This is a genomic window from Novosphingobium sp. PhB55 (assembly GCF_004368805.1).
Classification (GTDB): domain Bacteria; phylum Pseudomonadota; class Alphaproteobacteria; order Sphingomonadales; family Sphingomonadaceae; genus Novosphingobium.
Genome location: NZ_SODQ01000006.1, coordinates 226536 through 250964 on the forward strand (window position 1 = coordinate 226536; position 24429 = coordinate 250964).

Genomic DNA, 24429 nt, shown 5'->3' on the forward strand with positions numbered 1-24429 from the left:
GCCCTTGCGCCCGTTCCGCACGCGCCCCGTCGATCCCTGGTGGTTGTGGCCAAACAGCATCGGTTGGGACATTCAATAAGTCCCGATGCAATTCCGCTTTGAGATCGCGCGAAATTGTTGCAGAGTGCTTGGTGAAAGGCCGCTTGCGGCTTTACCGGTGTTGGGAGAGAGCGCGCCGGGTAGGAAGTTTACTTTCTGTCCGGCGCGCCGATTCTTCGCAAACGCAACATCATCTCGATCAACGGTTTTAGCGCACTTGAACTGCTTCAAGCAGAGCAGGTCGCGCACCGTTGTATCCGTGCCATCCTTCCAGTTAGCAGGTGCAGCAAAGCCCTGCCATCCTCCCGACGCAGCCGGATCGTCCCGATTCGCATCCTGCGATTCGCCGGCGCGATTGCCGGATCCAGGGCCCTCGGATAAGCGCAGAGGCATTCCAACCGCGAGAATGCCTTGAACCTTCGCCTCTCCCTGCGTGCCGACCATCAGGCGCGATTGCTCTGGTCGATCGCCCTGCCGGCGATGCTCACCAACGTCGCCACCGCGCTGTTCGGGCTGGCAGACATGTGGGCCATCGGGCGCCTGGGCGACGCGCCGGCGCAAGGCGCCGTGGAACTCGGCGCGAAGTACATGATGGCCATGCTCAACGTGTTCAACTTCCTGCGGACCAGCACGGTCGCCCTCACGGCGCAGGGTGCGGGACGCGGGGATCGCACCGCTTCCGCCGAGACGCTGGCGCGCGCCATGGCGGCGGCGATGGCCATCGGCGCGCTGCTGCTCTGCCTCATGCCCCTGGCGATCCCACTGGGGCTGGACCTGCTCGAGGCCAAGGGCACCCTGCGAGAGAGCGCCCGGCACTACATCGAAATCCGTTACTGGGCCGGTCCGCTCTGGCTGGGCAATTGCGTGCTGGTGGGCTGGCTGATCGGACAGAGACTGGTGCGCCATGTCCTGATGGTCGAAATCGCGACGAACGCCGTGCACATCGCGCTGGACCTGTTCCTCGTGCTCGTGGCGAAGTGGGGAGTTGCGGGCGTGGCCACTGCAACGCTGACCTCGGAACTGTTCAAGTTCGCCGTGCTTGCCGCGCTCGTGCTGCGCCGTCCCGAAGCACGCGCCGCCTTTTCCTCGGTGCGACGACGCGCGACATGGCGGCGCGCCGAACTGGCGCGGCTCTTCGCCCTCAATCGCGACCTGTTCCTGCGCACCCTGCTGCTCACCGCCGCCCTGCTCGCCTTCGCCCGAACCGGCGCGCAGGCCGGCCCGGTGACTCTGGCGGCGAACGGCATCCTGTTCCAGCTCTTCATGCTGGCAACGCTCCTGCTCGACGGCTTCGAAAGCGCCGCCCAAGTGCTCTGCGGAGAGGCTCTGGGTGCCGGTGACGCCCGGCGCTTCAGGGCCACGGTCCGCTCGGCGCTGCTTTGGGGCGGCGTGATGGGCCTGGTCCTGACCCTGGCCTATGCTTTCGGCGGAGCGTGGCTGGCTTCGGCCTTCAACACCGACCCGGCGGTGATCGCCGCCACCGCCGCATATGCGCCGTGGCTTACCGCGATGCCGCTGCTGGGCGTCTCGGCCTATGTGTTCGACGGGATCTTCGTGGGCGCCGGATGGACGCGGGCGATGATGGGGACGATGCTGGCGGCCATGGCGGTCTACGGCCTCTTGCTCTGGCTGCTCCACCCCTTCGGCAATCACGGCCTCTGGGCGGCGTTCACCTTGTTCTTCGTGCTGCGCGCGATCGGTCAGGCCCTGACGCTGCCGCGCCTGACCCGGCGCAGTTTCGCCGCGGACTGACACTGGCTCCCCCGGAAAAGAGAAAGCCGCCGACGCCGGAGGAGGAGTGGCATCGGCGGCTCGCTTGGCTTCAGGCAGGACGAGGGATCAGTGCCCGCCGGAAGCCGGCTTCGCACCGCGCGGGGGTCGCGGGGCGATCCAGATAGTGCATGCGGCGATGAACAGCAGCACGGCACAAAGCGCGAAGACATGCACCGTGCCCAGCGCCGTGCCCTGTGCCGCCACGAGATTGGCCAGCGTCTGGCGCGCCTGCTCCATGGAGAAGCCGGCGTTCTGCAACTGGGTCATGGTCTGCTGCGCACCGTTCATCGAGGCGGCCATGTCGGCGCCGTTGGCGCGTCCCATGTCCTCCCAGGTGGTGGTCACCAGCGCCGTGGCGATGGCGCTGGCCAGAGTGCGCCCGAAGTTGGCGATGCCGGCCGCGCCCGCCGTCTCGTCCGGCCGCACCGAGGCCAGGCTGATCGTGGTCAGCGGGACCATGAACAGCGAGACGCCGACACCCTGCACCAGCTGCGGCCAGGCGATGGTCCAGAACGGCACTTCGGTCGACCAGCTCGTACGGAAGATCGCGCAGATGCCGATCCAGGAAATGCCCAGGAACACCAGCATGCGCGGATCGAAGCGCTGCATCAGCTTGGGCACGAAGGGCGATGCGAACACCGCGAGCACGCCGGAGAAGGCCATCGCCTCGCCCGCCTGCGTCGCGGTATAGCCCATGGAAGTCTGGAGCCACTGCGGGATCACCACGACCGAGGCGAAGTAAGTGCCAAAGGCGATGGTGAGCGAGAATGTCGCCGCCGAGAAGCCGCGGTGCCGGAAGACCTTGAGGTCCACCACGGGATGTTCCTCGGTCAGTTCCCAGATCACGAAAGCGATGAAGAAGATCACCGCGATCACCGCCAGCGCGACGATGAAGGGCGAACCGAACCAGTCATGCTCGCGCCCAAGGTCCAGCATCATCTGGAAGGAAGCGACCCAGGCGATCAGCAGGGCCAGGCCCACGACATCGATCGGCAGCTTCCGCGTGGGCGTCTCGACCCCGCGCAGCATCGTGAACAGGCCGAAGAAGACCAGCGCCACGATCGGCACGTTGATGAAGAAGATCCACTCCCACGACCAGTTGTCGGAGATGTAGCCGCCGACGATCGGCCCCGCGATCGGCGCGGTAACGACCGTCATCGCCCACATGGCCATGGCGCGCGGATGCATGTGCTTGGGGAAGATGCGCAGCAGCAGCGTCTGCGTCAGCGGCATCAGCGGGCCGCCGCAGAAGCCCTGCCCCAGACGGAACAGCACCAGCAGCGGGAAAGTATGCGCGATACCGCAAAGCGCGGAAAACACGCCGAACCCGATCAGCGACATCAGGAACACCCGCAAGCTGCCGAAGCGCCCCGCGAGCCAGCCCGTGAGCGGCACGCAGATCGCTTCGGCAACCGCGTAGGAAGTGATCGCCCAGGTGCCGTTCGAGACCGAGACGCCAAGTCCGCCCGAAATGTGCGGGATCGAAACGTTGGCGATCGTCATGTCCAGCACGACGACGAAGTTGGCCATCGCCAGCAGGAAGCCGGCGATGAGCAGTTTCGCACCCGTGAAGGTGGTGCTGTCGGCGGCTCCCGTGCTTCCGGCCCCTGCCGCGGCGGGGGAAGCGCCGGCCATCAGTTGGCGTCCGTCAGTTCGATCTCGGCATCCATCGAGAGACCGATGCGCAGCGGGTGCTGCTGCAGTTCCTTGGCGTCAAGCTCGATGCGGACCGGCAGGCGCTGCACCACCTTGATCCAGTTGCCCGTCGCGTTCTGCGCCGGAATCAGCGAGAAGGCCGAGCCGGTGCCGCCCGCGAAGCCGATGACCTTGCCGTGATAGACCACGTCGCTGCCGTAGAAGTCGGCCTTGAGCGTGGCGTTCTGGCCGGGACGGACCTTGCCGAGCTGGGTTTCCTTGAAATTGGCATCGACATAGAGGTGGCCGACCGGAACCACGGTCATCGCCACGCCGCCGGCCTGGACCTTCTGGCCGACCTGGATGGCGCGCTTGGCGATCACGCCGTCGATCGGCGCGCGCACGATGGTGCGTTCGAGATCGAGCCGTGCCTGGTCCAGCTTGGCCTGGGCCTGGCGGATTTCCGGGGCCGTGGTGTCGGTGGTGCCCTTGGTCAGGGCGACCGAGGCTTCTTCCTGGCGGCGTGCGCTGACCGCCGAAGCCTGCATCTGGGCCAGCATGGCACGCGCCTCGCTGGCCGATGCCTGCGCCGCGGCAAGCTGCTGGCGGGCCGTGGTCAGTTCATCGCCGGAGACGGCGCCACTACCCACGAGCGCCTGGCGGCGGGCAAAGTCGGTCTTGGCCTTGGTCAAGGTCGCCTCGGCCGAAGCGACGCTGGCCTTGGCGGAATTGATTTGCGCATCGCTGGCGTCTGCCGTGGCGCCCAGCGCCCGGTTCTGGGCGAGGGACTGGCCGTAGCGGCGCTGCGCGGCGGCGAATTCGGCCTCTGCCTGCGCTAGGGCGATGCGCTGGTCGGAATCCTCGATGCGGAACAGCAACTGGCCCTTGCGGACGGGCTGGGTGTCAGTGACGAGCACTTCCACCACGCGGCCCGAGGTCAGCGGGGTCACCTGCGCATTGTCGCCGCCGACATAGGCGTTGTCGGTCGAGACCGACCGGCTGCCGACGAACAGGTCGTAGGCGAAATAGAGCACGCCAACCGCGGCCACGCCGATGGCGAGGCCGATCAGCAGCGGCTTGCGCCGGTTCTTGCCCAGCACGCTCCCGGAGCCGTGCTCATTGTTCTGGTCGTCACTCATTACTCGGGAGCCTTCTTGCTTGAATTGTCTTCGTAACCGCCGCCCAGCGCGCGCTTGAGCGCGACTTCGCTGGCGAGGGTCCGGAAATGGGCATCGACGGCCGCCTGCCGCGCATCGAGCGCGGTGGTCTCGGCGCTCAGCGCGTCGAGGTAGTTGCCCAGACCGCCCTTGTAGCGCTTCATGGCGATGTCGTAGGCGCGGGCCGACTTGTCCCGGGCGTCAGCCGAGGCCTGTTCCTGCTCGGCCGCGGCATTGCGCGAAGCCAGCGTATCGGCAACGTCCTGAAGCGCGCCGATCACTGCGGCGTTGTAGTCCGCCACCGCCAGATCGTAGGCGCCGCGCACTTTAGTATATTCGCCCTTGAGGCGCCCACCCTGGAAGATCGGCAGGCTGATCGCGCCGCCGGCGTTACCGTAAGTCGAACCGCTCTTGAACAAGTTCGAAAGGCCGAGCGACTGCAGGCCGAACAGCCCGCTGATCGAGATATCGGGCAGGAACGCGGCCTTGGCCGCGTCGATACGCTTGCCCGCGCCTTCCGCACGCAGGCGGGCGGCGACGATGTCGGGACGGCGGCCGACCAGGCCGATGCCCGCATCCGCCGGCACCGGCGTGACCGGCAGACTGGCGATCGCAGTCGGCGCGATGGCGAGGCCGCGGTCCGGTCCGGCACCGAGCAGCGCCGCAAGCGCATGGCGGCGCAGCAGGATCTGCTCGCTATTGGCCGACAGCGCGGCACGGGCCGAAGCTGCGAGCGATTCGGACTGGCGCAGCGGCAGTTCGCTGTCGAGCCCCTGCTGGTTGCGCTGGTCGCTGAGCGTGACCATCGACTGGCGCGCGTTCACCGCTTCCTTCAGCGCTTCCCCGCGCGCCACCAGGCGGGCGAGATCGAAGTAGGAAGACACCACGTTCGAGGAGAGCATCAGCTCGGCCTGATGAGCGTCGGCCTCGGCGGCCTTCTGCTCGGACGTCGCAGCGGCCAGCATCTTGCGGTACTTGCCCCAGAGGTCGAGGTCGAAATCGCCCGAAAGCGCGAGATCGCCGGTGCTTTTCCAGCCCTTGGGAACGAAGTCGGCCGGGATGCCGTTGTTATAGCTCTGCTTGGCCGCCCCGGCAGAGCCTTGCCCGTTCACCGTGGGCAGCGTGGAAGCCCCCGCCACCAGCGCGGCACCGCGCGCCTGAAGGATACGCGCCTGCGCCTCGGCTACGTCGGGTGAATTGGCCAGCGCCTCCGCCACCAGGGCGTCCAGCTGGGGGTCGCCATAAGCGGTCCACCACCGCTGCTGCGGCCAGGCGGCATCGGCGGAGGTATTCGGCGCCCCATCGCGGAAGGACTGGGCGCTCAGAGACCTGGAGCTGTCCAGGGTTGCAGGAGCCCGCATCTGCGGCTTCGGCCCAAGGTCGGGCACGGCGCAGGCGGACAGCGAAAGGCCTACGGCTAGCATCGAAGCCGCCGCGACTCGGGGGATAGTGATCGTACTCATCAGTACAGTTTTTATCGGAGTCCGGCTTGCGCCTGTCAATGGAAAAGTGTACTGCCTGGTACCACTATGACAGAGAATTTGGGCAAGAGAGAACTCAACAAGGCCAGGAAAAGGGCAGCCATCGTGGATGTGGCGACGCGTTCGTTCTTCGAGCGAGGCTATGCCGCCACCACGATGTCTTCGATCGCCGATGAACTGGGCGGCTCGAAGGCCACCCTCTGGGCGCACTTCGGCTCCAAGGAAGAGCTGTTCGCAGCCGTGGTGGACAACAAGGTCGACAGCTTCTCGCAGGACGTGAACGAAGTGCTCGCCGGGCAGACTTTTTCGTTCCCGGCCCTGCGACGGGCATGCCTGCGCTTCATCGACTGCCTGCTGCGCGAGAATTCGGTACAACTGTTCCGCCTCGTCATGAGCGAAGGCGAGCGCTTTCCCGAGATCAATGAGATGTTCTACGAACGCGGTCCCTCGCGTTTTCGCGGCTGCGTCACCGAATTCTATGCGACGACGTTCACCCCGGAAGAGGCCGAGCGGCTGACGCAAGTGACGGTCTCGGCGATGGTCGGCTATCGTTCGGACATTCTCATGCGCCCGAAGCGCCCCACCCTGAAGGAACGCGAGGCTTTCGTGGACACTCTGATCGGTGTGGTCGACTGGCCCCGCCGCCCCTGCCCGCAAGCGGCCTGAGCGGACGGCTAAAGAGCAGGCTCAAGGGCAGGTCCGGTGGCAGTAAAACCTTGACCCGAAGCTGCCGGCAGAGGAAATGGCGCGGATGGACAAGGCCCCCGCACTCTCTCCGATCCTCGTCGTCACCACTGGCGGCACGTTCGACAAGCAGTATTTCGACGCGCTCAGCGAATACCAGATCGCCGAAAGCGTGATCGAGAAGCTGCTAAAAGTCGCGCGCGTCGCCCATCCGGTGCGCGTGGTGGAGCTGATGCGCAAGGACAGTCTGGAACTGACCGACGAGGACCGTGCGGCCATCCGCGCCATCGTCGCGTCCGCGCCCGAGGCCCATGTGGTCATCACCCACGGCACCGACACGATGACGGACACTGCCAGGGTTCTGGCAGACGTACCCGGCAAGACCACCGTGCTCACCGGCGCGCTCGCCCCGGCCCGCTTTGCCGAAAGCGACGCGACCTTCAATCTCGGCATGGCCTTCGCCTGCTGCCAGTCCGCGCCCGAAGGCGTGTGGATCACGATGAACGGTTCGGTCTTCAACGGCCTCCAGGTCCGCAAGGACCGCGATGCCGGGAAGTTCGTCGCCCTGTAAACAGGCGTTTGGTGCGCATTCGGAAGCGCGCCTGAGGTGAAGCCGTAGTTCCAGGCGCCCCATTCGCGCCGATCCCTTGCCTCTCAAAATAAGCAGAAATCCGGAAACCTTCCTTCGTCAGACGCAAAGGGCCTGCCGCCTAGACGGAAACCCGGAAGGCCGATCGCCGCGTCGTCGAACGAACGCACACGACCTCCCGGTCGCACGGTAACGCCGCTTCCCCTTCCGGGAAGTCCCGGTGTCTTACGCTGCGAAGGGAGCTGTCGTGACGATTGCGCTTCAGGATCAGGCCGATGTCCACATCGCGCTCGGCCATGCACCGATCGGTGCGATGATCATCGATCAGGCCGGCGTCATTTCCTGGGCGAACCCGGCGCTTGCCGCGATCCTGGGCGAGTCCGATCCCGCCGCCCTGCGCCTCACCCTGGCCTTCGCCTGGCTGCCCGAGGACGATGCCGAAATCCTGCGGCAGATGCTGGAGGTGTTTTTCGCCGCCCCCCTGGAGGCCCGCCCCCCGTGGAGCCGCGCGGTCGCCATCCAGGGACTGGAAAGCAATCCGCAAACGGTCGAAGTGACGCTGGCCCCCTGCCCCGGCGACTTCGGCGCGCGCGCGATACTCTATTTCCAGAGCCTCACGCGCCAGGTCATCGCCGAGAAGCGCTTCTCGCAGATCTTCGAGAACCTGCCCCTCGGCGCGCTCGTCGTCGATACCCGCCAGCGCATCGTCCAGGTCAATTCCGCCCTCTCCGCCGAGTTCGGCTATCCGCGCGAGGAACTGGTCGGCCAGCCGCTGGAGACGCTGCTGCCCGCGCGCTACCGCGAACTCCACCGCGAGCACGTCGAGGGCTATGTCGCCGCCCCGGCCTCGCGCATGATGGGCTCCGGCCGCGACCTCACGGGGTTGCACCGCTCCGGACAGGAGATCCCGGTCGAGATCGCGCTGACCAAGCTCGAAAACGGCGCCCAGCCGATGTTCATGGCCATCGTCAGCGACATCTCGTCGCGCAAGCGGGCCGAGACAGCACTCCAGCAGACCAATTCGCAACTTGAGGAATTCACTTATGTGGCCAGCCACGATCTGCGCTCTCCGCTGCGGGGCATAGCCGACCTCGTCACCTGGATCCGCGAAGACCTGAGCGGCGTGGCGCTGCCCGAGGACGTCCAGCACAATTTCGACCGCATATCCCTGCGCATCGCCCGGGCCGAGCAGATGATCGACGACCTGCTCGACTATGCCCGCGCCGGCGTGCGCGACCGGCACATGGAGACGATCTCCCCCGCGGAACTGGTCGACGAAGCGCTGGGTCTCGCCCTCGTGCCGGACAGCTTCATGGTGGAGATCGACATGAACGGCAGCGACATCACCGCGCCCCGCGCGCCGCTGGCGACATCCTTGCGCAATCTCATCGGCAATGCCGTCAAGCACCATGGCGGGCGCTCGGGCCGGATCCGCATCGCCATGCGCGAGGAAGGCCGCTTCTCGGTTTTCACGATCGACGACGACGGCAAGGGCATCACCCCGGGCAACGAGGAGCGCATCTTCAAGCTGTTTCATCGGGCCTCGCCGGGTACGAGCGGCGACGGCGTCGGCCTCGCCTTCACCCGGCGCATGATCAATGCCCACGGCGGGATGGTGACCGTATGCTCGCCCGGCGCGCTCGGCGGCGCCACGTTCGAGATCCACTGGCCCCGCATCCTGCTGAAGGAATACGAGGATGAGTGAACGCCCGGGAGACAGCGCGGGCCGGGACCAGGCCACTCCCAGCCGCTCCGCCCTGTTCGACTATACCGTTCTGGTGGTGGATGATGATGACGTCGCGCTCGAAGGGGTGCTGCGCAGCTTCCGGCGGCACGGCGTGCCCTGCCGCAGCCAGACGGCGGGCGATGGGTGCGAGGCGCTGCAGATCCTGCGCGGACAGCATCCGGCCAAGCGGCTCGGCACGCCGGTGATCGTGCTGCTCGATCTCAACATGCCGAACATGGACGGCTTCCAGTTTCTGGAAACCCTGCGCGCCGATCCGGCGCTGCAGCGCACGGTCGTGTTCATCCTCAGCACCAGTTCGCGCGATCAGGACCGGTCGCGCGCCTACGACGAACACGTCGCCGGCTACATGGTGAAGTCCGCCGTCGGGCCGCAATTCGCCCAGCTCGCCCATTTCATAACGCAATACGCGACGACCCAGAACCTGCCCTGAAGCAGGCCCGATCCAGCCGAAAAACCCAGCGGGCAAAAAGCCCCAAGCCAGCCTCACGGTCGCCCAACCCAACCCGAAGGACCTGACGACGATGGAATATTTTCACAACGGCAAGACCGAAATCCAGGCCCTCGTGGTGGACGATGACGATGTCGACCGGGAACGCCTGATCCGCATGCTTCAGCGCGGCCCCCGTTCGATCAACGTGATAGAGGCCAGCTCGCAGGCGGAAGCCCTGCAGATCATCCGCCATGCCGAACCCTCGCTGGACATCGTCTTCCTCGATTTCGGCCTCTCGGACGGTGACGGTCGCGACCTCGTGCCGACGATCCGCGCCGAAGTGGACCAAGACTGCCCGATCGTGGCCGTAACCGGCAATGTCGATGAGCAAGTGGCGGCAGATTCGATCAAGGCCGGCATGACCGAATATCTCACCAAGCGCGCGCTCTCGCCCGAACGCGTCGCCGCATCGGTGGAAGAAGGCATTGCCTGGCGCAAATATCGGCAGGACTTGCGCCGCACCGAGGAAGAGCTGACCCATCGCAGCCTGCACGATCCGCTGACCGACCTGCCCAACCGCACGCTGCTGTTCGACCGGCTCGGCCAGGCTTGCGCCCGTGCGCGCCGCAACGGTTCCTCATTCGCCGTGATGATGATCGACCTCGACCGGTTCAAGGAGATCAACGACAGCTTCGGCCATGCCGCCGGCGACGTGGTGCTCACCACCATCGCCCGCCGCCTGCGCGGCCACTTGCGCGAAGTGGACACGGTCGCGCGCCTCGGCGGCGACGAATTCGCGCTGCTCCTGCAGGACGTGCCGGACTACGACACCGCAACCGGGCTGGCCGGCAAGCTGGCCCGGGTGATCGAGCAGCCGATCGTTCACGAAAACCGCATTCTCCACGTCGGCGCCTCGATCGGCATCGCCATGTGCCCGCAGCGCGGCTATGCGCCCACCGGCCTGCTCTCGGCAGCGGACGATGCGATGTATGCGGCCAAGCGCGGGATCGACAAGCTCGTCACCAGCCGCGAAAACCTGCCCGCGTCTCCCGCCTTCGATCCCAAGGACATGCTGGAGGAAATCGACCAGGCCATCGCGCACGACGCTCTGGAATGGCACTGGCAGCCGAAAGTGGACTTGCGTGACGGGCGCGTGCTGGGCTTCGAGGCACTCGTCCGCTGGCGCCATCCGCGCAGCGGCAATATTCCCGCAGACCAGCTCATCCGCACCGTGGAGCAATCTCCCTTGCTGGAGACCTTCACCAACCAGTGCCTGGACACCGTGCTCTCGCAGTTTGCGCGCATCCAGGACAAAGTGGACGGCGCCACGATCGCCATCAACGTCTCCGCCCGCATGCTGGAGCGCCCGACTTTCGTGGACAGCGTGGTCGAGCTGATCGAATGCCACCGCATAGCGCCCGAGCGGGTCACGCTGGAGCTGACCGAAACCGCGCTCATCACCAACCCTTCGCAGGCCAAGCGGGTGATCGAGCGGCTGCACGAGCACAAGATCCCGCTCTCCATCGATGACTTCGGCGCCGGGTTCACCTCCTTCGGTTACTTGCGCGATTTCGCGATCAGCGAAATCAAGATCGACCGCTCGTTCATCTCGCGCTTCACCGAGAGCCGCTTCGACCAGTCGCTGGTCAACAGCCTGGTGGTGCTCTGCGAAAGCCTGGGCATTCCGCTGGTGGCAGAGGGCGTGGAGACGCCGGAAACGCAGGAGCTGCTGGTCTCGCTCGGCTGCAATGCCGGGCAAGGCTACGGCATCTGCAAGCCGATGCCCTATGACGACGTGCTCGACTGGATGGACACCTGGCGCAGCCAGGCGCCGATGATCCGGCAGGTCAACGCCTGAAGACGTGAGAACCTGAGGACCTGAGGGCCTGAGGGCCGGATGCCCGCACCGCTGCCCGGTCGCAGCGGGGCGGGCAGACGCTCACACTACGCCCCGGTGATACCTCCACGCCCAGGCCCATCACTGCTGGACCCTGCCCGCGCCTTTCGCGATCCTGCGCCGCGAACAAGGAGAGGCACGCGTCATGAGCGACGAATCGGCAGCGGCAATCAGTGCCGTGCGGCGTGACTGGGTAACCGAGCACCGCGACATGTATTTGCAGTCAGGCGGCGTGCAGGGTCACATCATGGACATCACGCCGGTCGGCGGCCGCGCCTTCGCGACGCATTGCCTGGTCAAGTATGTCGGGCGCAAGAGCGGCAAGGTCTTCATAACCCCGCTCTGCTACGCCGATATCGGCGGCGAAGTGGTGATCTGCGGCTCCAAGGGCGGAGCGGATACCCATCCGCAGTGGTACCTCAACCTGGTCGACAGCCCCGACGTCGAATTCCAGATCGCCACCCAGGCCTTCAAGGGCACCTGGCGAGAACCGGAAGGTGCGGAACGGCAGAAAGTCTGGGACTTCTTCGTAGACTGCCATCCCTTCTACGCCGCCTACCAGACCTCCACCGAGCGGGTACTCCCGCTGGTGCTGATGAAGGCCGCCACGGAAATCCCGGTGTTCAAGGCCGAGGACGCCACCGGCACGCGCACCACCTGACCCTCCCCAATCATACCCCAGGGCCACATTTTCAGGACTTCCAAAGCGATGACCACCACCACGGGCACGATCGACTTCACCGACATCGACCAGTACCTCGGCAAGACCATGGACTTCTCGCCCATGCGCGAGCCTGTCGCCAACAATGACATCCGGCGCTGGGTCCATGCGATGCACTATGCCAACCTGCTGCACTTCGACCCCGCGACCTTCGAAGCCAGCCGCTGGGGCCGCCTCGTCGCGCCGCAGAGCTTCGCCATCGCCACGGACGACGGCCACGGCGCCGCTCCGGCCTGCGTCGGCTGCATCCCCAATTCGCACTTGCTGTTCGGCGGCGACGAATGGTGGTTCTACGGACCGCGCATCGAGGCCGGGGACGTGGTGACCAACACCCGCGTTCCCTTCGACTACAAGGTCAAAGAAACCGGCTTCGGCCCCACCTGCTTCCAGCGGGGCGACAACAACTATTCGAACCAGAAGGGCGAGGAAATTGCCCGGCAACGCTCCACGGCGATCCGGTATCTCGCCCATGCCGGCGGCGATTCGGTGAAGACCGAGGAATTCGACGAACCCGAATGGACCGACGAGGCCATCGCCGCGCTGGAGGACCGAAAGTTCGCGTGGGTGAAGATGCTCCACGACCTGGGCCACAAGGAGCGTTGGTGGGATGACGTCGCCGTGGGCGACCAGCTTCCCGAACGCGTCTTCGGCCCGCACTCGATCGCCAGCTTCGCCACCGAATGGCGCGCCTATATCGTCAACACCTGGGGGACGATGAACTTGCGCAAGAACGACCTGGAAGCGCTGGGCTTCACGCGCGAGATGGCCGGCTACGAGAACGACCCCGACATGATGCTGATTAACCCGGCGCTCACCGACGGCGCCTATTACGGCCCCTCGCGCGGGCACCTGTTCCCCAAATATGCCCGCCGCATCGGCATGCCGCGCGGCTATGGCTACGGCGCCTCGATGGGATCGTGGGTGACGGACTTCCTGTCAGGCTGGGCGGGCGAACACGGCATGGTCGTCCACTCCATCGCCAATTACCGCGGCCCCGCGCTCACCGGCGACGTGACGATCCAGACGGCCGAAGTAACCGAAAAATCGGTCGACGCGGAAGGGCGCCACCTCGTTCACGTCAAGCACCTGATGACCAATCAGAACGGCAAGACCATGTGCACCGGCACTGCAGAGGTCGCCCTGCCCAAGAAACCGGGCTGAACCGAATGTCGTCCCGGATCCGATCCGGGACGACGCAGCCTCAGAACGGGCCCGGCATCGCTCCCCCTGCCGATACCGTGGCCACCCTGCCCGCGATCCAGATCGCGCCGTCGGTGTCCTGGCGGCAATGGACATAGCCGTCCGCGCCGGTCATGCGCCCTTGCGCCGCGACATAGGCCCCGTTCGCCAGACCGCCTGCGAAGAGATATTGCGCCACGGCCGCATTGAGGCTGCCGGTCACCGGATCCTCGCAAAGGCGGCCACTCGCATCCGCGAAGAAAGCACGCAGTTCCCACTGGGGCCCGCCATCCGCCGCACGCGGACCGAGCAAGGCGACATCGGTATGCAGCGGCGCGCGCGCTGCCGGCTCCGCGGCAAGCACCGCATCGTCCGAAGCCATGTGCAGCACCTTCCAGCCCGGCCCGTTTGCGGCGTGGACGCCGGCAACGACGTCTCGCTCGTTCACACCGCACAGCCGGATCGTCTCGGCTAGATCCCCCGCGTCCAGCGCGCCGGATCGCAGCAGCGGCGGCGCGCGGAACGCCAGCATCCCGCTTTCCTGCCGCACATCGACAAGGCCGATCCCGCATTCCTGCACGATCGTGCCGGCCTGCTTCGGCACCCCGCCGGCTGCCAGCCAGGCATGGGCGGTTCCCAGGGTCGGATGGCCTGCAAAGGGCAGTTCCCCGGCCGGGTAGAAGATCCGTACCCGGTAGTCCGCGCCGGGATCGGTGGGCGGCAACAGGAAGGTCGTTTCCGAAAAGCCCAGCCAGCGCGTGATCCGCAGCATGTCCGCCGCTTCCAGCCCCTCGCCGCCATGCACGACCGCCAGCGGATTTCCCGTGAGCGGACCGGCCGCGAAAACGTCGACCAGATCGAGTTGCATCTTTCGTTTCCTTCTTGTTTCCGGCTACTTGGCGCTAATCCTGCAGCTCTGCAGCGACAAGTGGCCCGAAACGGCTCTCAGGGTTTTTCCCGTGGTTCATTCAGGGTTTTGGAGCAAGGGTCCATTCGGATCGTTATGCCGTTACAGAATTGCATTTCCAGGAAGGAAACCCCGATGAAGAAGACCCTGATGGCGCTGACCATGGCCGCCCTGGTGCTGCCCATGGCCACCCCCGCGGCGGCCCAGATGTGGCGCAACGACGATCGTCATGACAGCCGCGACCGTCACGACGGCCGTTATGACAATCGCGGCCGCAACGACCGCGATCGCTACGATTCGCGTGGCCGCTACCGCGAACCGCATCGCATGAGCCGCAACGATCGCGCCTGGCGCGGCCGCGATGGGCGCTACTATTGCAAGCGCGACAATGGCACGACCGGCCTGATCATCGGCGCTGGCGCCGGTGCGCTGGCCGGCCATGAGATTGCCGGCAATGGCGACCAGACGCTCGGCACGATCATCGGCGGCGTCGCCGGCGGCCTGCTCGGTCGCCAGATCGATAAGGGCGACGTGAAGTGCCGTTGAGCTGACGCGCTCGGCTCTGTCGCGAAAAGGCGCGCCGTCCCTGCGGACGGCGCGCCTTTTTCGTTTACGGTTCCAGCGGCTGTCAGCCCTGTATGGAGACCAGCCTCAGATGGTTCTCGATGGCCGGTTCCGGCGCCGAAACGGTGCAGTTGCGACCCTGCCTCTTGGCATCGTACAGTGCCTCGTCCGCCCGCCGCATGACTTCCGGCAGAGACAGCCCATGCGTGGCCGAAACGCCAAGACTGAGCGTGGGCACGACTTTGCCGCCCGCGAATGTCGAGACGGCCAAGTCCGCCACGGTGCGGCGCAGGCGCTCTGCCGCGGCATGGGCCTCGCGGCCGTTGCGGGCCTGCAGGAACAGGCCGAATTCCTCTCCGCCAAGCCGTCCGCACAGATCGCCGGCGCGCAAGTTGGACTGGATGGCATCGCCGATCGCCACCAGCACGCGGTCTCCCACGCCGTGGCCGAACCCGTCGTTGATCTGTTTGAAATGGTCGACGTCCGCCACGATCAGCCAGCCATCGCGGTCCGCCATGGCGTCGCGAGTCATCTCGATGAACACGTCGCGGTTGGTAAGGCCGGTCATCCCGTCCACCCGCGCCGTGCGCTCCAGCCGCTTGAAAGCCTGGGCCAGTTCGTCATGAAGCGCGGAAATCCGGGCCTGCTGGCGCAAGAGCACGATGCAGACCGGCGCGGACACGGCGAGCGCCACCATCACCCCCAGCACGACGAGCTGCACCGGCATGGCGAAACCAGGCACCAGAGCCACGACCTGCAGCAGCAGCGACGTCGCAGCCACTGACAGGCCGGTCCCGGCAGCGACATTGCGCAAGCCCTGGCTCTTCATGAAAACGAAACCCCAAACCCGTTGAACCCCGCAACTTTGTTAGACCATGATAGTTAACAGTTTGCTGATTTGGCGCCGACGTTGGTTAACTTTTTCCATGCCCGGCCGCGAGAGAGAAATGGCTTGACCAGTACCTAAGCCGTTCGTCGCGCGCGGCCTTCGCTTCGGCGCGTATCTCGCTGCGTGCAATAATGTTCATCGCAGGTTCTGGCGCGCAATGGAATTCGGGACGCCGGTCGTACAAGACATTCAACAAAGAAGGATTTCAGATGCGTAAAGCCATCGCAGCCGCCGCCCTGGCCGCTCTCACCATTCCCGCCACTTTCGCCGTTACCGAAGTGGCCGTCGCCCGCGATCACGGCCCGCGCTATCACCGCACCGACAACGGTGTCCGCTACTGGCGCGGTAACGATGGCCGCTATCGCTGCAAGAAGTCGAACGGCACCACCGGCCTGCTGATCGGCGGCGTTGCCGGCGCCCTGGCCGGTCGCGCCATCGACACCCGCGGCGATCGCGCCACCGGTACCGTGCTCGGCGCTGCCGGCGGCGCCCTGCTCGGCCGTCAGATCGACCGCAACAACTCGCGCCCCCGCTGCCGCTGATAGGGCGTTAATCCCTGAAAAACCACGACGCGCCGCCCCTCCGGACGGCGCGTCGCACGGGTGCCACGACTGAAATATTTCGAAATCGCAGGGCGACGGCAAGGCCCTAAGCCCCCGCCACATGGCACCAGAGCTTGAACGGACTACCGGTACCACCGGCGTCAACCGCATCGTCGCATCGGCCTTTGGCGTAAAGCTGGTCAGCGACGTTCCCGAACGGCTTTGCCGCCACGGACTACGCCCCTGGATCGACGGCAAACGCCGCCGCCGGATCGACCGTATCCGTGCCAGCCGCCTCCTGTTCATCCACGTTCCCAAGAACGCCGGCACTTCGATCTGCGACCGCCTTTACGGCGCCCAGATGAAGCATTGCTCCGCACTCTACTACGCCAGGGTCGCGCCCGATCTGCTGGCCCTGCCGAGCTTCGCGCTTGTCCGCGATCCGGTCGATCGCTTCCTGTCCGCCTTCCGCTATGCCCGCGCGGGAGGGACTCGCCACCGCACGATTTCCGAGCCGTTCCGCGGCCGCTACGGTAGCTTCCGCAGCATCGACGATGCCATCGAACACCTCGCATCGGCGCGGTCTCCTTTCGATGTCGATCACGTCTTCCGTCCCCAAAGCTGGTACCTTCTCGACGCCAGGGGCCGTCCGGCGGTGGACCGGCTGATCCCCTATGAGCGGATCGGCGAAATCGGTCGGCGGTTGGGGCGCGAGGAACTGGACTCTCTGCCCGAGTGGAACCGCAGCGGCGAAACGGGCGAACGGCCCACGGCGAGGCAACTCGACTTTCTATGCCGGTTCTATGAGGCGGATTTCGCCCTACGCCTTCAAGCCGTAACGGGCATTGCGGCGCCGCAGCGCACCGCCGGCCGCGCTCCCGCCCCGGTTCCCTCGCTGGCGGGCTGAAGGGTCTTGGAGAGCGGATACGTACAGAACCGCTCACAAGCCTTTCCTACAGGCCCAGTCTGTGCTCCTATGCACGCCGATGACCGCCTGCCTGCCCCCCCCTTGCCGTCCTGCCTTTCTCCGCACCGGACCGACCGTCGAGGGGGCCGCAGGAACTTCGCCTGAACCGTGTAAACCGTGTCAACCTGTCACGACGGCGGCCCTTCATTGAGCGAGCGGCCGACCATGCTGGTAACCGGCGGCGCCAAGCGAATCGGCGCCGCGATCGCCCGCAGGTTCGGAGCGGCTGGCTGGCATGTCGTCATCCACTACGGCCATTCGCGCGACCAGGCCGAAGCGCTCGCCGCGCAATTGCCCTCCGCCGAAGTGGTCAGCTGCGAACTGGACGACTGGGACGCCGGACCTGCGATGATCCGGGACCTCGCCAGCCGCTTTCCCGACTGGCGCGTTTTGGTCAATTGCGCGGGAATGTTCGACCTCGACACGGCGCAGGCGCTCGATCCCGCGACGTTCGACAAGGCCATGCGCGTGAACGCGGGAACGCCGGCCCGGCTGGCTCAGGCCTTCCTTGCCAGCGCGCGCTCCGCCGGCGGCCGGCGGGTCATCCACGTCACCGACCAGAAGCTGCTCAACCCGAACCCGGACTTCTTCTCCTACACGATGAGCAAGCACGCGCTCGCCGCCACGATCCCGATGCTGTCGATGGCGCGCCCGCAGGCCGAGGACAGGATCTACGGCCTGGCGCCGGGCGCCATACTCGCCAGCCACGACCAGACCGAAGCCGAAGCCGAAGTCTCGCACCGCATGAACCTGCTCGGCCGCAAGACCACGGCCGAGGACGTCGCTTCCGCGGCCCTGTTCCTGTCGGATGGCTGGCTGGAAAGCGGCGAGACGCTCTATGTCGATTCCGGCCAGCACCTTCTCGCGCAGCCGCGCGATGTCCTCTTCCTCGCCCGCCAGTGAAAGACACCTGGCGGACGTGAACCTGACTCGTCCTCGCTTGCGCAGATCGCACGCGAAACCCTCTTGCACCGGGCCTGAGCGCCCTTCACAAATGGTTGATGGCAATGGGAATTCTTGATCACTTCCTCCAGCGCGGCGTCCGCAAGGGTGTCCTGGAGGTCGTCCGCCCCGATGGCAGCGTCAAACGCTTCGGCACGTCCACCCCCGGCTTTCCCGAAGTCCGCATCCGCTTCACCGACGCGAAGGGCGAACGGCGCATCCTCACCGATCCCCGCCTTGGCGCAGCGGAAGCCTTCATGGATGGCCAGCTCGTCATCGAGCAAGGCGACATCATGGAGATGGTCGAACTGATCCGCGCCAATGCGAAATGGGACAAGGGCGGCGAACTGCATGAACATACGCCGTTCAAGAAGCTGAAGGGCAAAGTCGTCACGCTGGTCGACGGCATCAACAAGGCCGCGAGCGCCAAGAAGAACATCGCTCACCACTACGACATCGGCAACGATCTCTATAACCTGTTCCTCGACATCGAGCACATGCAGTATTCCTGCGCCTACTGGCCGGAACCCGGCATCACGCTCGAACAGGCGCAGACGGCGAAGCTGGCGCATATCGCCGCCAAGCTCGCGCTTGAACCCGGCCAGCGGGTGCTCGACATCGGCTGCGGCTGGGGCGGGATGGCGATCTACCTCGCAAAGCATGCTGGTGTCTCGGTACTTGGCATCACCCTCAGTGAGGAACAGCTTGCCCTCGCCCGCGAGCGTGCCGAACAGGCCGGCGTGGCGGACAAGGTCACTTTCGAACTCGTCGACTACCGCGATCTGGCCGCGCGCGGCGCGAAGTTCGACCGGATCGTCTCGGTCGGCATGTTCGAACATGTCGGGCAGGCGCAGTTCAGCCAGTTCTTCAAGGCCGTCGGCAACCTCCTCACCGACGACGGCGTCATGCTGCTGCACACCATCGGCCGCATGGGCGGCCCGGGTGCGACCGATGCCTTCACGCGCAAGTATATCTTCCCCGGCGGCTACATCCCCGCGCTCAGCGAGACCGTGGCAGCCAGCGAGAAGTTCCGCCTGATCGCCACCGATGTCGAGAACCTGCGCCTGCATTACGCGCTGACCCTGCGCGAATGGTACAAGCGCTGCGTCGCCAACAAGGAAGCCATCGTCAATCTGATGGACGAGCGCTTCTACCGGATGTGGATCTTCTACCTGGCGGGCGCCACCGCGGCCTTCGAAAGCGGCGGCATGTGCAATTACCAGATCCAGTATTCGCGCAGCCGTCTCGCCCTGCCGCTCACGCGGGACTACATCGCCGCGAACGAAACCGCACTGCTCGCCGGATAGCCCCGGGCCTTTCCTTCATTGCGCAGAGGGGCGCGTGCTGATAGGCGCGCGTCCCGAATCCACTGCCCTTTCTGCGGAGCCCGCGCCCATGTCCGACAGCATCAAGAAGGTCGTCCTCGCCTACTCCGGCGGCCTCGACACCAGCGTCATCCTGAAGTGGCTTCAGGTAACCTACAATTGCGAAGTCGTGACCTTCACGGCAGACCTGGGCCAGGGCGAGGAACTCGAACCCGCGCGCGCCAAGGCCAAGCTGATGGGCCTGCCTGACGAAAACATCTACATCGACGACCTGCGCGAGGAATTCGTGCGCGACTTCGTGTTCCCGATGATGCGCGCCAATGCCCGCTACGAAGGCGACTATCTCCTCGGCACCTCGATCGCTCGCCCGCTGATCTCCAAGCGCCTCATCGAAATCGCGCACGCGACCGGCGCCGACGCGGTTGCGCATGGTGCGACCGGCAAGGGCAACGACCAGGTTCGCTTCGAACTCTCGGCCTATGCCCTCGACCCGAACATCAAGGTCATCGCCCCCTGGCGCGAGTGGGACCTGACCAGCCGCACCGCCCTGATCGCCTGGGCCGAGCAGCACCAGATCCCCGTCCCCAAGGACAAGCGCGGCGAAAGCCCCTTCTCCACCGACGCGAACCTCCTCCACACTTCGTCCGAAGGCAAAGTGCTGGAAGATCCGTGGGAAGAGACCCCGGACTACGTCTACTCGCGCACCGTCAATCCGGAAGACGCGCCGGACGCGCCGGAATACATCACCATCGACTTCGAGAAGGGTGACGGCGTCGCTCTCAACGGCGTCGCGATGAGCCCCGCCTCGCTGCTGACCGCGCTCAACGAACTCGGCCGCAAGCACGGCATCGGCCGCCTCGACCTCGTCGAGAACCGCTTCGTCGGCATGAAGTCGCGCGGGATGTATGAGACGCCGGGCGGCGAGATCTACGCCCGCGCCCATCGCGGCATCGAGCAGATCACGCTCGACCGCGGCGCCGCGCACCTCAAGGACGAGCTGATGCCGAAGTATGCAGAGCTCATCTACAACGGCTTCTGGTTCGCACCGGAGCGCGAGATGCTTCAGGCCGCCATCGACCACTCGCAGCTGCGCGTGAACGGCACCGTTCGCCTCAAGCTCTACAAGGGCAATGCCTCGGTCGTCGGCCGCAAGTCGCCGGACTCGCTCTACTCCGAACGCCACGTCACGTTCGAGGACGATGCCGGCGCTTACGACCAGAAGGACGCTGCCGGTTTCATCAAGCTGAACGCCCTGCGACTCCGTCTCCTGGCCCAGCGCGACGCCAAGTAAGACCTGGGATTCGGCCTTCCGAATCCTTTCAATGCGTTAACGACATAGGGCGGCCCGTTGCGAAAGAGCGACGGGCCGCTTTTGCATGGGTCCCCTTGGCGACGAACTGCCTGTAGGACTCCTCCGCATGACGGGGAAGCACAACCAACCGCATAAAGCCCACCGAATTGCTCGGATCGGCTTTGCTCTTGCCACCGCTGCCATGCTGGTAGCTCCGGCCTCCTCGGCGGTTGCCGAGTCGAAGCTGGCGCCCGCAAAGGTGGTCGAGGCCCCGGCTTCTGCCGCCGTCATCCCTGCCCCCGCCATGCCCGCTCCCGTCGCCGCGCTTCCGCAGTCGCTTGAGCAGGATACGCAGGAATTCGAGGATATTCGCGGCGGCACCGCCAGCTTCTACGGCCACTCGCTTCGGGGAGCCCGCACCGCCAGCGGCGAGCGCTTCAACCCGGACGAACTGACCGCCGCACACCCTTCGCTGCCCTTCGGCACGCAAGTGCGCGTCACTAACGCCATGACCGGCGATTCCGTGATGGTCCGCATCAACGACCGCGGCCCATTCCATTCCAACCGCGTGATCGACCTCTCCGAGGCCGCCGCCAAGGAAATCGGCATCGCGCGCATGGGCTCCGGCAAAGTCGAGCTGGCCGTTCTTTCCGACGGTTCCGACAACGACTGATCCCGCCCGGCCGATACCGCCGACCAATGCTCCGAAGAAGCGCAGGCGCTCTGAAAAAGGGTAGGCCGACGCGGTAACGGAGGGGGTGGGGAAGCACCGCGCCGGCCTTCATTCACAATAACATCGTACCGCCTGCCGGGTTCCCGGACGAGCCGAACATTCTTCGCCGCCCCCGCACCCAGGCCCCCGTATCGGCCCGAGGTTGACACGGTTGACACGGTCCAGAGACCGAAAACGCACCCCCGGGCCTGGCCCCGTCCCCCGGCCTTCCGTCCAGCGACTTGAACTCAAGCGGCCCCTCCTGCCCGCCATCGCGCTCGCCCTCGCCGCCCTCGCCGCCCGAGACGCCGCACACCGCATCGACCGCCGCGAAAGCCCGGTCCTGCCAGACATCCCACGCCGCCCCCGCCAGCGACCGCCAGGCGCCCAAACCCTCGTCCGGCTCGTCCTCCGGCCCGGCCTCGCCCGCCGCCACCGCGCCCAGCCACGCCTCGTAAGCCGCCTCGGCATAAGGCTCGGCCATGCGATCGACATAGACCGCGCGCGCCACCGGCAGGACCGGATCGGGCCGCGACGCCGGCCGCGTCGCCGCCAGAGCCCGCGAACCCGCATCGGCCGAGCAGACCATGTCCGCCTCCGGAGCCTCGCCCGCCAGCAGCGCCAGCACCTCGTCGAACCGCCCGGCGAGATCCTCCACCCCCTCGCCCGAGACATCCGCCCCCGCCGCCCGGTCGAGCCGCGCCAGATGCGCCAGGAGCAACCGCGTATCGAACCGCCGCCGCACCGCCACCTGCTCGCCGTGATAGAACACCGGCTCCTCGACGCCATCGAGCGCCCGCGTCGCCAGCACTTCCTCGACATGCCGCCGCGCCAGCGCCAGCGCTGCCTCCCACCCCTGCCCGAAGACCCGGTCCCGCCGCCGCAACACATAAGCCGACTGCCGCGACATCCCTACCCGCGCCGCCGCCGCCCGCACGTCGCCCTTCTCGGAGAGATGATCGAGAAACCGCACCTTCCGCGCGGGCGTCCACCCGTTGTCGGAGCCTGTCGCCGAGGCGGAGTGCCTTGAAGAGGAACCGGCAGAAGAAGGACAAGTACGAGGGCCATCGCCCTCGCGCTCCCCGAATGCATCCGCCGCGCCCCACCGATCTGGAGCGGACGCCTTGAGAGCGTCGAACGAGGCGTCATCATTCGGCCACACGCCGGGATCGCCCTCGCCCTCACACCGGAGGCGCGCAAATCTCTCCCCCGGCAACCCGATATCCCGAGACGCCGGTATCCACCCCCGCCCGGCGGAAGTGGGATAGGAAGAGTTCGATCGGTCGGACATGGTTCACCCCCGGAATTGGAGCCAAAGCCCCGGCACGGTCGCGCCGGGATGAACCGGATCATTTATCGCATGTCTGGGGTTGTAGGAAAGTGGAATCCCAAAAACCACTTAGTTGTCAATTCGACTATTCAGTATCCCTAGCATATTAGAAAAATCTATTACTGACCAACAAGATCTAACAGACATTGATAACAAAAAATAAAGCCAAAATCCCGACACCAAGATTGACGTTTTTTCATTAATGAACGTTACATTTATTCCACCAACTGCCATAATTGAGATATAAACAACAGTTATCATTATCACCAAAAGTGACAATTGATAACCATATACATAATCTTCAAGGGGGCGATCATCATTCAATATTTTATCGCGAAACTTCTTGTCATTAATAACTGAGGACCCCCTTGCGGTCCAAGCTACGGACATGCTGACTAAAATCGATGCCGCAGGAAACAATGCCTTGGAAGCAAATTGAAATCCATCAACCTTAAGAAGAAGTACCGCCGTAACTGCAACCGCAGCATCAACAAAAATCCAACGACTGATAAGCAATGACAGCCCGGTTCGCCCCCGAGCTTGACGGCTAATCAACCACCTCCAAAATGTTTCAATCTCCATTAAATCGCCGCATACGATTGTAAGTGTCCCTCAAAGTGTGAAGCATAATCTCAAAGGGCGAAATTTTTTCGTTCGACCACATAAATTCACCGAACAATGGAGTTCCGCGGAGAAATACTTTTTTTAAGCGAGACTGCGGCTCTGCCCTCACCATCGCACTAGCCGCTTCACCAACTGACGCGACTCCCCTCGTCAGTTCTTCGAGGACTTGCCGATTTAGGTCATCGCCTTTAACTTCGACGGTCGTTTCTTTTCCGCCAACCAATTCGTTAAATTCTTCTGCGGGACGTTGTATAAGGCGGGATACATCAAAAGCATTTTCATATCGAGCAGTGAAACTAAACCTGACTACTTTATGAGCTGAAAATAAACTTTCAACAAAACTTTCGGGATCAGGAATGACCTCTACATATATTGTATATCCGGATTCCGCCGGAACGCCGCTCGCGTTTAGAAGTTGCTCCAATTTCGCCGCGATTTCGCTTGGATTGAGCGATACTCCGCTTTTCTTCAAAATCCCACAAGCTTGCGTCTTTTTATCAAATACACCCCAAGTAAATGGAGCAGTTTCACTATCTGCCTCGAAAAATGCGTGTCTTACATCATCAAATTGCGGGGCGTTAACCGACTGCACTCGCCCAAGCTGGAAGACAACTCCACCATCCTCAATATTCTCCGGCGCGCCTATATGCCACTCGACATTTCGACGGACAAATGCGCTCGGGCGCTTCATGATCGCTATACTGATCACCTCGGCCTGAGTGCGCTCAATCTCAAATAACTCTGATTGCGCCAGACGTTCGCATTGAATGCGAAGCACATGAAAGCGATTGCTAGCCATAACCCCCCTGAAAGCCCCACCGTTATACGCCCAATGATTGATGGTACGGCGCTGTATGCGGTTCTCAACAGAAATTAGATTTAGAAAAATACAAAGACTGTCATTTTTCAATTAGAAGCACGATACCCTGCGTTACCTTAGCCCTGCCTTCGCATCCGCGCGCGAAGCCCCTTCTTGGGTGCCTCATCCACCAAACCGGCACTCT

Annotated in this window: 24 protein-coding genes; 15 read left to right on the plus strand and 9 right to left on the minus strand. The window is 64.7% G+C overall.

Annotated features, from left to right (window positions below):
• Positions 1–72 precede the first annotated feature (72 nt).
• Entirely contained in the window at positions 73–483 is a 411-nt protein-coding gene (locus EDF57_RS16380; protein WP_134095046.1) for a hypothetical protein, read from the minus strand.
• Here EDF57_RS16380 and EDF57_RS16385 point away from each other — a divergent pair.
• Positions 451–1791: an MATE family efflux transporter gene (locus EDF57_RS16385; protein WP_243841105.1), complete on the plus strand. Its 1341-nt coding sequence runs from the start codon at positions 451–453 to the stop codon at positions 1789–1791. The two genes, EDF57_RS16380 and EDF57_RS16385, sit on opposite strands and share 33 nt — an antisense overlap.
• Positions 1792–1878: 87 nt before the next feature.
• Here the strand turns inward: EDF57_RS16385 and EDF57_RS16390 are convergent, their stop codons facing one another.
• From EDF57_RS16390 to EDF57_RS16400, 3 genes are read right to left on the minus strand one after another with little or no spacing between them, the layout of a single operon-like run.
• A complete protein-coding gene (locus EDF57_RS16390; RefSeq protein WP_132261942.1) occupies positions 1879–3447 on the minus strand; it encodes a DHA2 family efflux MFS transporter permease subunit in 1569 nt (522 codons plus the stop codon).
• Positions 3447–4586, minus strand: coding sequence for an HlyD family efflux transporter periplasmic adaptor subunit (locus tag EDF57_RS16395; RefSeq protein ID WP_132261940.1), 1140 nt, complete (start codon positions 4584–4586; stop codon positions 3447–3449). The genes EDF57_RS16390 and EDF57_RS16395 overlap by 1 nt, the downstream gene beginning before the upstream one ends.
• Entirely contained in the window at positions 4586–6067 is a 1482-nt protein-coding gene (locus tag EDF57_RS16400) for an efflux transporter outer membrane subunit (protein ID WP_134095047.1), read from the minus strand. The genes EDF57_RS16395 and EDF57_RS16400 overlap by 1 nt, the downstream gene beginning before the upstream one ends.
• 78 nt (positions 6068–6145) lie before the next feature.
• Here EDF57_RS16400 and EDF57_RS16405 point away from each other — a divergent pair, with 78 nt between their 5' ends.
• The 7 genes from EDF57_RS16405 (at position 6146) to EDF57_RS16435 (ending at position 13314) form a co-directional block, all read left to right on the plus strand.
• Positions 6146–6751, plus strand: coding sequence for a TetR/AcrR family transcriptional regulator (locus EDF57_RS16405; RefSeq protein WP_243841106.1), 606 nt, complete (start codon positions 6146–6148; stop codon positions 6749–6751).
• Between the two features lie 85 nt (positions 6752–6836).
• A complete protein-coding gene (locus tag EDF57_RS16410) occupies positions 6837–7340 on the plus strand; it encodes an asparaginase domain-containing protein (protein ID WP_132261934.1) in 504 nt (167 codons plus the stop codon).
• 265 nt (positions 7341–7605) lie between these two features.
• Positions 7606–9063 (plus strand): PAS domain S-box protein, encoded by a 1458-nt coding sequence (locus EDF57_RS16415; RefSeq protein ID WP_243841107.1) that lies wholly within the window; start codon positions 7606–7608, stop codon positions 9061–9063.
• Positions 9056–9535: a response regulator gene (locus EDF57_RS16420; RefSeq protein WP_134095048.1), complete on the plus strand. Its 480-nt coding sequence runs from the start codon at positions 9056–9058 to the stop codon at positions 9533–9535. The genes EDF57_RS16415 and EDF57_RS16420 overlap by 8 nt, the downstream gene beginning before the upstream one ends.
• 91 nt (positions 9536–9626) lie before the next feature.
• The gene (locus EDF57_RS16425) at positions 9627–11393 is read left to right on the plus strand and encodes a GGDEF domain-containing response regulator (RefSeq protein WP_134095049.1); all 1767 of its coding nucleotides are present in this window, start codon (positions 9627–9629) and stop codon (positions 11391–11393) included.
• A 184-nt stretch (positions 11394–11577) separates the two neighbouring features.
• Positions 11578–12093, plus strand: a complete 516-nt coding sequence (locus EDF57_RS16430) for a nitroreductase/quinone reductase family protein (protein ID WP_132261928.1) — start codon at positions 11578–11580, stop codon at positions 12091–12093.
• Between the two features lie 48 nt (positions 12094–12141).
• Positions 12142–13314, plus strand: coding sequence for a MaoC family dehydratase N-terminal domain-containing protein (locus tag EDF57_RS16435; RefSeq protein WP_134095050.1), 1173 nt, complete (start codon positions 12142–12144; stop codon positions 13312–13314).
• A gap of 40 nt (positions 13315–13354) precedes the next feature.
• Here the strand turns inward: EDF57_RS16435 and EDF57_RS16440 are convergent, their stop codons facing one another.
• Complete coding sequence (locus EDF57_RS16440; RefSeq protein WP_134095051.1) at positions 13355–14200, minus strand: PhzF family phenazine biosynthesis protein; 846 nt, start codon at positions 14198–14200, stop codon at positions 13355–13357.
• A 174-nt stretch (positions 14201–14374) separates the two neighbouring features.
• Here EDF57_RS16440 and EDF57_RS16445 point away from each other — a divergent pair, with 174 nt between their 5' ends.
• On the plus strand, positions 14375–14785 hold the full coding sequence (locus EDF57_RS16445; protein ID WP_134095052.1) for a glycine zipper 2TM domain-containing protein: 411 nt from the start codon (positions 14375–14377) through the stop codon (positions 14783–14785).
• A gap of 82 nt (positions 14786–14867) precedes the next feature.
• Here the strand turns inward: EDF57_RS16445 and EDF57_RS16450 are convergent, their stop codons facing one another.
• Positions 14868–15632 carry a GGDEF domain-containing protein gene (locus EDF57_RS16450; protein WP_134095053.1) on the minus strand — a complete coding sequence of 255 codons (765 nt, stop codon included), beginning with the start codon at positions 15630–15632 and terminating at the stop codon, positions 14868–14870.
• A gap of 269 nt (positions 15633–15901) precedes the next feature.
• Between EDF57_RS16450 and EDF57_RS16455 the strand changes: the two genes are divergently transcribed.
• The 6 genes from EDF57_RS16455 (at position 15902) to EDF57_RS16480 (ending at position 21432) form a co-directional block, all read left to right on the plus strand.
• On the plus strand, positions 15902–16234 hold the full coding sequence (locus EDF57_RS16455) for a glycine zipper 2TM domain-containing protein (protein WP_132261918.1): 333 nt from the start codon (positions 15902–15904) through the stop codon (positions 16232–16234).
• Positions 16235–16355: 121 nt separating this feature from the next.
• On the plus strand, positions 16356–17141 hold the full coding sequence (locus EDF57_RS16460; RefSeq protein ID WP_134095054.1) for a sulfotransferase family 2 domain-containing protein: 786 nt from the start codon (positions 16356–16358) through the stop codon (positions 17139–17141).
• A gap of 225 nt (positions 17142–17366) precedes the next feature.
• Positions 17367–18104, plus strand: a complete 738-nt coding sequence (locus EDF57_RS16465) for an SDR family oxidoreductase (protein ID WP_134095189.1) — start codon at positions 17367–17369, stop codon at positions 18102–18104.
• Positions 18105–18202: 98 nt separating this feature from the next.
• Positions 18203–19450, plus strand: a complete 1248-nt coding sequence (locus EDF57_RS16470) for a cyclopropane-fatty-acyl-phospholipid synthase family protein (protein WP_134095055.1) — start codon at positions 18203–18205, stop codon at positions 19448–19450.
• Positions 19451–19538: 88 nt separating this feature from the next.
• The gene (locus EDF57_RS16475) at positions 19539–20759 is read left to right on the plus strand and encodes an argininosuccinate synthase (protein ID WP_134095056.1); all 1221 of its coding nucleotides are present in this window, start codon (positions 19539–19541) and stop codon (positions 20757–20759) included.
• A gap of 202 nt (positions 20760–20961) precedes the next feature.
• Positions 20962–21432, plus strand: coding sequence for a septal ring lytic transglycosylase RlpA family protein (locus tag EDF57_RS16480; RefSeq protein ID WP_134095057.1), 471 nt, complete (start codon positions 20962–20964; stop codon positions 21430–21432).
• Between the two features lie 112 nt (positions 21433–21544).
• On the opposite strand, the gene EDF57_RS16485 is transcribed toward EDF57_RS16480, so the two are convergent.
• From EDF57_RS16485 to EDF57_RS16495, 3 genes are all read right to left on the minus strand, one after another.
• Positions 21545–22444 carry a hypothetical protein gene (locus EDF57_RS16485; protein WP_134095058.1) on the minus strand — a complete coding sequence of 300 codons (900 nt, stop codon included), beginning with the start codon at positions 22442–22444 and terminating at the stop codon, positions 21545–21547.
• Positions 22445–22870: 426 nt separating this feature from the next.
• Positions 22871–23383 carry a hypothetical protein gene (locus tag EDF57_RS16490; RefSeq protein WP_134095059.1) on the minus strand — a complete coding sequence of 171 codons (513 nt, stop codon included), beginning with the start codon at positions 23381–23383 and terminating at the stop codon, positions 22871–22873.
• Complete coding sequence (locus EDF57_RS16495) at positions 23373–24335, minus strand: hypothetical protein (RefSeq protein ID WP_134095060.1); 963 nt, start codon at positions 24333–24335, stop codon at positions 23373–23375. The genes EDF57_RS16490 and EDF57_RS16495 overlap by 11 nt, the downstream gene beginning before the upstream one ends.
• Between the last annotated feature and the right edge of the window lie 94 nt (positions 24336–24429).

Coding starts and splice junctions, on each gene's coding strand:
- EDF57_RS16380 (WP_134095046.1), bottom strand. CDS start 483: ATGGTCGGCACGCAGGGAGAGGCGAAGGTTCAAGGCATTCTCGCGGTT.
- EDF57_RS16390 (WP_132261942.1), bottom strand. CDS start 3,447: ATGGCCGGCGCTTCCCCCGCCGCGGCAGGGGCCGGAAGCACGGGAGCC.
- EDF57_RS16395 (WP_132261940.1), bottom strand. CDS start 4,586: ATGAGTGACGACCAGAACAATGAGCACGGCTCCGGGAGCGTGCTGGGC.
- EDF57_RS16400 (WP_134095047.1), bottom strand. CDS start 6,067: ATGAGTACGATCACTATCCCCCGAGTCGCGGCGGCTTCGATGCTAGCC.
- EDF57_RS16410 (WP_132261934.1), top strand. CDS start 6,837: ATGGACAAGGCCCCCGCACTCTCTCCGATCCTCGTCGTCACCACTGGC.
- EDF57_RS16420 (WP_134095048.1), top strand. CDS start 9,056: ATGAGTGAACGCCCGGGAGACAGCGCGGGCCGGGACCAGGCCACTCCC.
- EDF57_RS16425 (WP_134095049.1), top strand. CDS start 9,627: ATGGAATATTTTCACAACGGCAAGACCGAAATCCAGGCCCTCGTGGTG.
- EDF57_RS16430 (WP_132261928.1), top strand. CDS start 11,578: ATGAGCGACGAATCGGCAGCGGCAATCAGTGCCGTGCGGCGTGACTGG.
- EDF57_RS16435 (WP_134095050.1), top strand. CDS start 12,142: ATGACCACCACCACGGGCACGATCGACTTCACCGACATCGACCAGTAC.
- EDF57_RS16440 (WP_134095051.1), bottom strand. CDS start 14,200: ATGCAACTCGATCTGGTCGACGTTTTCGCGGCCGGTCCGCTCACGGGA.
- EDF57_RS16445 (WP_134095052.1), top strand. CDS start 14,375: ATGAAGAAGACCCTGATGGCGCTGACCATGGCCGCCCTGGTGCTGCCC.
- EDF57_RS16450 (WP_134095053.1), bottom strand. CDS start 15,632: ATGAAGAGCCAGGGCTTGCGCAATGTCGCTGCCGGGACCGGCCTGTCA.
- EDF57_RS16455 (WP_132261918.1), top strand. CDS start 15,902: ATGCGTAAAGCCATCGCAGCCGCCGCCCTGGCCGCTCTCACCATTCCC.
- EDF57_RS16460 (WP_134095054.1), top strand. CDS start 16,356: ATGGCACCAGAGCTTGAACGGACTACCGGTACCACCGGCGTCAACCGC.
- EDF57_RS16465 (WP_134095189.1), top strand. CDS start 17,367: ATGCTGGTAACCGGCGGCGCCAAGCGAATCGGCGCCGCGATCGCCCGC.
- EDF57_RS16470 (WP_134095055.1), top strand. CDS start 18,203: ATGGCAATGGGAATTCTTGATCACTTCCTCCAGCGCGGCGTCCGCAAG.
- EDF57_RS16475 (WP_134095056.1), top strand. CDS start 19,539: ATGTCCGACAGCATCAAGAAGGTCGTCCTCGCCTACTCCGGCGGCCTC.
- EDF57_RS16480 (WP_134095057.1), top strand. CDS start 20,962: ATGCTGGTAGCTCCGGCCTCCTCGGCGGTTGCCGAGTCGAAGCTGGCG.
- EDF57_RS16490 (WP_134095059.1), bottom strand. CDS start 23,383: ATGGAGATTGAAACATTTTGGAGGTGGTTGATTAGCCGTCAAGCTCGG.